The sequence below is a fragment of the Providencia sp. M-27 genome (assembly GCF_011077905.1).
Lineage (GTDB): Bacteria > Pseudomonadota > Gammaproteobacteria > Enterobacterales > Enterobacteriaceae > Providencia > Providencia huaxiensis.
Map to the genome: position 1 here is coordinate 1 of NZ_JAALBT010000045.1, position 4170 is coordinate 4170.

Annotated in this window: 6 protein-coding genes; 2 read left to right on the top strand and 4 right to left on the bottom strand. The window is 51.6% G+C overall.

The window, feature by feature from the left end; translation table 11 throughout:
- The 4 genes from G6Q48_RS21725 to dfrA14 all read right to left on the bottom strand — a co-directional run.
- A partial coding sequence (locus tag G6Q48_RS21725) for a nucleotidyltransferase domain-containing protein (RefSeq protein WP_207393066.1) occupies nt 1-164 on the bottom strand: 164 nt, incomplete at its 3' end.
- Between the two features lie 16 nt (nt 165-180).
- The gene (locus G6Q48_RS21730) at nt 181-981 is read right to left on the bottom strand and encodes an oxacillin-hydrolyzing class D beta-lactamase OXA-10 (RefSeq protein ID WP_000846390.1); all 801 of its coding nucleotides are present in this window, start codon (nt 979-981) and stop codon (nt 181-183) included.
- A 295-nt stretch (nt 982-1276) separates the two neighbouring features.
- A complete protein-coding gene (locus G6Q48_RS21735) occupies nt 1277-1729 on the bottom strand; it encodes an NAD(+)--rifampin ADP-ribosyltransferase Arr-2 (RefSeq protein ID WP_000237816.1) in 453 nt (150 codons plus the stop codon).
- Nucleotides 1730-1839: 110 nt separating this feature from the next.
- The gene (gene dfrA14 / locus G6Q48_RS21740; RefSeq protein ID WP_004201280.1) at nt 1840-2313 is read right to left on the bottom strand and encodes a trimethoprim-resistant dihydrofolate reductase DfrA14; all 474 of its coding nucleotides are present in this window, start codon (nt 2311-2313) and stop codon (nt 1840-1842) included.
- Nucleotides 2314-2468: 155 nt separating this feature from the next.
- Here dfrA14 and intI1 point away from each other — a divergent pair, with 155 nt between their 5' ends.
- A complete protein-coding gene (intI1, locus tag G6Q48_RS21745) occupies nt 2469-3482 on the top strand; it encodes a class 1 integron integrase IntI1 (RefSeq protein WP_000845039.1) in 1014 nt (337 codons plus the stop codon).
- Between the two features lie 305 nt (nt 3483-3787).
- Nucleotides 3788-4170: recombinase family protein (locus G6Q48_RS21750; protein ID WP_166268374.1), on the top strand; the 383-nt coding region annotated here is incomplete at its 3' end.

Below are 4170 nucleotides of genomic sequence, written 5' to 3' on the forward strand. Positions count from 1 at the left end.
GTCACCGTAACCAGCAAATCAATATCACTGTGTGGCTTCAGGCCGCCATCCACTGCGGAGCCGTACAAATGTACGGCCAGCAACGTCGGTTCGAGATGGCGCTCGATGACGCCAACTACCTCTGATAGTTGAGTCGATACTTCGGCGATCACCACTTCCCTCATGATGTTTAACTTTGTTTTAGCCACCAATGATGCCCTCACTTTCCATGATTTTGGTGGGAATGGATTTTCTTAGCGGCAACTTACTTTCGTTGTCTATATCCATGTTAAAGGCGAAAAAGTAAACCTCTGTCTCCTTCTCAACCCACCCAACCCACCATGCGACACCAGGATTTGACTCAGTTCCCACACCAGAAAAACCAGTTTTTGAATGCACTAGATATTCAGGTGCCGCCTCCGTTACCAAAGCCTCTTTTACTATTAGCTGGTTTTCTTTAGATGCTGACAATTTATTTAAATATAGAGACTCTAGAAACTCCACTTGATTAACTGCGGAAATTCTAAGCTGGCCTTCCAACCAGAATTTGTCAATGCCACCACTGATATTCTGGTTGCCATAGGAAAATTTTTTAAGGTATTTCTGCATTCTTACTTCGCCAACTTCTCTGGCGATTTGTTGAAATACGGGAACAGCTGAAACTTGTATTGCCCCTCTTAAGGTCAAGTCTCTTTCCCATTGCTTCATGGCTCTTGGCTTTCCGTCCCATTTGAAAACCTGATGCTCATTCTTTATGACACCAGTTTCTAGGCCGATAATTGCGTTGGGGATCTTAAATGTTGATGCTGGAAGATATTCCTTTGATGCACGAGCTAAGTCATTGGTAGCGCAGGATTTACTGCTACTTTTACAAAGCACGAAGACACCATTGACGGCTTCGGCAGAGAACTCTTTGTTCCAAGACGTATTTTCTGTAATTGAACCAGCTAATGCCGTACTCGAAAGACACGCGATAATTACATATGCGGCAAATGTTTTCATGGCACCTTCTTGGTGGCTAACGTTAATTCGACCTCAGAGGCGTTTAAGTCAAAATACCTCTGACGTCTAACATGATTAATCAAAGTCTGATTTTTTAACAAAATCAGAAAGATAGACGCGAAACTTTAAAACAAAGGCGTCAACACTTCAAGTAGCGATCTTTCGCTTCGGCGAGGCCTAACGCCGCCATAAACGGCGACAGGGTGGCGCGCCTATTGCGCATAAAATGGCGAAGCCATGCGCAACAGGCGCGGAATCTCTGGCGTCCGGTTTGATGGCTTTGTTATGCAAAGGACTAGTCTTCAATGACGTGTAAACCACGGCGCTTTAAGTCCTCTAACGAATCCAACATTCCCCTTATTAATTCAACAGGATGCCCCTCCCAGTCTTCAACAACGCCAACAATTCTCAAGGGTTCGCAGGTTCTATAGGACTGTGTTGGATTACCGGGAAATTTTTTGTTCGTAAGATTCGGATCGTCTTCGAACGGTCCTGTTGGCTCAACTATGTATATGTAGCCGCGACCCTCGAGGCCAGACAGTGACATAGCAAGTTCAGCTCCCCAAACTGCTGGCTCCATCAAGGCTGAAAAGTAGATGTGCTTAAGAATACGACCGTCCTCGAAATGAGAGATGAACCCTGTGGTTAGCAAGTCACCAATCGCCAAATTGGCTTTGGTTCCATGATAGAACGGTCCTTGCACCTGCTTGTAATTATCATGAGAGATGGGAATCCAATCTTTTACCATTTTAAGACCCTTAATTGTTGGGATTTGGCTGCATAACGTCGCTATCAATCGCGGAAAAGGCGTAGTGCGCGAAGCGAACGAAGCTTTTTGCCGTCGATTGCATAGCTTTGTTAACCCTTTTTCCAAATTTGATAGCAATAGTTAATGTTTGAAGTAAAGTGTTGCTCAAAAACAACTTCGAAGGTATTTGGAATACTCGGGAAGAAAACATCCCCCTCTGGCTCGATGTCGATCGTCGATAAGTGGAGCGTAGAGGCCATGGGTAATGTTTCTCGGTAAATTTCTCCGCCACCAGACACTATAACGTGACCGGTGAATTCAGCTAGCCTGTCCATGGCCTCTTCGATTGACTGAAATACAACTACATTGTCATCATTTGATGTCCAACCTGAGCGGGTAACGACCGCGTATTTCCTATTGGGGAGTGCGCCCATAGATTCAAACGTCTTGCGACCCACCAGAAGCCACTGATTGTAGGTCAATGCTTTAAAAAGTAGCTGCTCCCCTTTCGCGGACCAGGGTATGTCTGGACCGCAACCAATCACGCCGTTTTTCGCTTTCGCAGCCATCAATGATACTTTCAAGGTTCTCATCCTGGGTTAACTTTGTTTTAGGGCGACTGCCCTGCTGCGTAACATCGTTGCTGCTCCATAACATCAAACATCGACCCACGGCGTAACGCGCTTGCTGCTTGGATGCCCGAGGCATAGACTGTACAAAAAAACAGTCATAACAAGCCATGAAAACCGCCACTGCGCCGTTACCACCGCTGCGTTCGGTCAAGGTTCTGGACCAGTTGCGTGAGCGCATACGCTACTTGCATTACAGCTTACCAACCGAACAGGCTTATGTCCACTGGGTTCGTGCCTTCATCCGTTTCCACGGTGTGCGTCACCCGGCAACCTTGGGCAGCAGCGAAGTCGAGGCATTTCTGTCCTGGCTGGCGAACGAGCGCAAGGTTTCGGTCTCCACGCATCGTCAGGCATTGGCGGCCTTGCTGTTCTTCTACGGCAAGGTGCTGTGCACGGATCTGCCCTGGCTTCAGGAGATCGGAAGACCTCGGCCGTCGCGGCGCTTGCCGGTGGTGCTGACCCCGGATGAAGTGGTTCGCATCCTCGGTTTTCTGGAAGGCGAGCATCGTTTGTTCGCCCAGCTTCTGTATGGAACGGGCATGCGGATCAGTGAGGGTTTGCAACTGCGGGTCAAGGATCTGGATTTCGATCACGGCACGATCATCGTGCGGGAGGGCAAGGGCTCCAAGGATCGGGCCTTGATGTTACCCGAGAGCTTGGCACCCAGCCTGCGCGAGCAGCTGTCGCGTGCACGGGCATGGTGGCTGAAGGACCAGGCCGAGGGCCGCAGCGGCGTTGCGCTTCCCGACGCCCTTGAGCGGAAGTATCCGCGCGCCGGGCATTCCTGGCCGTGGTTCTGGGTTTTTGCGCAGCACACGCATTCGACCGATCCACGGAGCGGTGTCGTGCGTCGCCATCACATGTATGACCAGACCTTTCAGCGCGCCTTCAAACGTGCCGTAGAACAAGCAGGCATCACGAAGCCCGCCACACCGCACACCCTCCGCCACTCGTTCGCGACGGCCTTGCTCCGCAGCGGTTACGACATTCGAACCGTGCAGGATCTGCTCGGCCATTCCGACGTCTCTACGACGATGATTTACACGCATGTGCTGAAAGTTGGCGGTGCCGGAGTGCGCTCACCGCTTGATGCGCTGCCGCCCCTCACTAGTGAGAGGTAGGGCAGCGCAAGTCAATCCTGGCGGATTCACTACCCCTGCGCGAAGGCCATCGGTGCCGCATCGAACGGCCGGTTGCGGAAAGTCCTCCCTGCGTCCGCTGATGGCCGGCAGCAGCCCGTCGTTGCCTGATGGATCCAACCCCTCCGCTGCTATAGTGCAGTCGGCTTCTGACGTTCAGTGCAGCCGTCTTCTGAAAACGACACCATGTGCAAACGATGTCAGAATAGAGTTAAATTTCCTATTGATTGACATATTCCGTCAAAGGTAATAGATTTCATCCTGACACTTTTGCCTTTGGAGGCATCTTGCAAGGTCAACGCATCGGCTATGTCCGCGTCAGCAGCTTCGACCAGAACCCGGAACGGCAATTGGAGGGTGTTCAGGTGGCGCGGGTGTTCACCGACAAGGCTTCTGGCAAGGACACCCAGCGTCCCGAGCTGGAAAGGCTGCTGGCCTTCGTCCGCGAGGGCGACACCGTGGTGGTGCATAGCATGGACAGGCTGGCACGCAACCTTGATGACCTGCGCCGCATCGTCCAAGGGCTGACACAACGGGGCGTGCGCATGGAGTTCGTCAAAGAAGGGCTGAAGTTCACCGGCGAGGACTCACCGATGGCCAATCTGATGCTGTCGGTCATGGGAGCCTTCGCTGAGTTCGAGCGCGCCCTGATCCGCGAACGTCAGCGCGA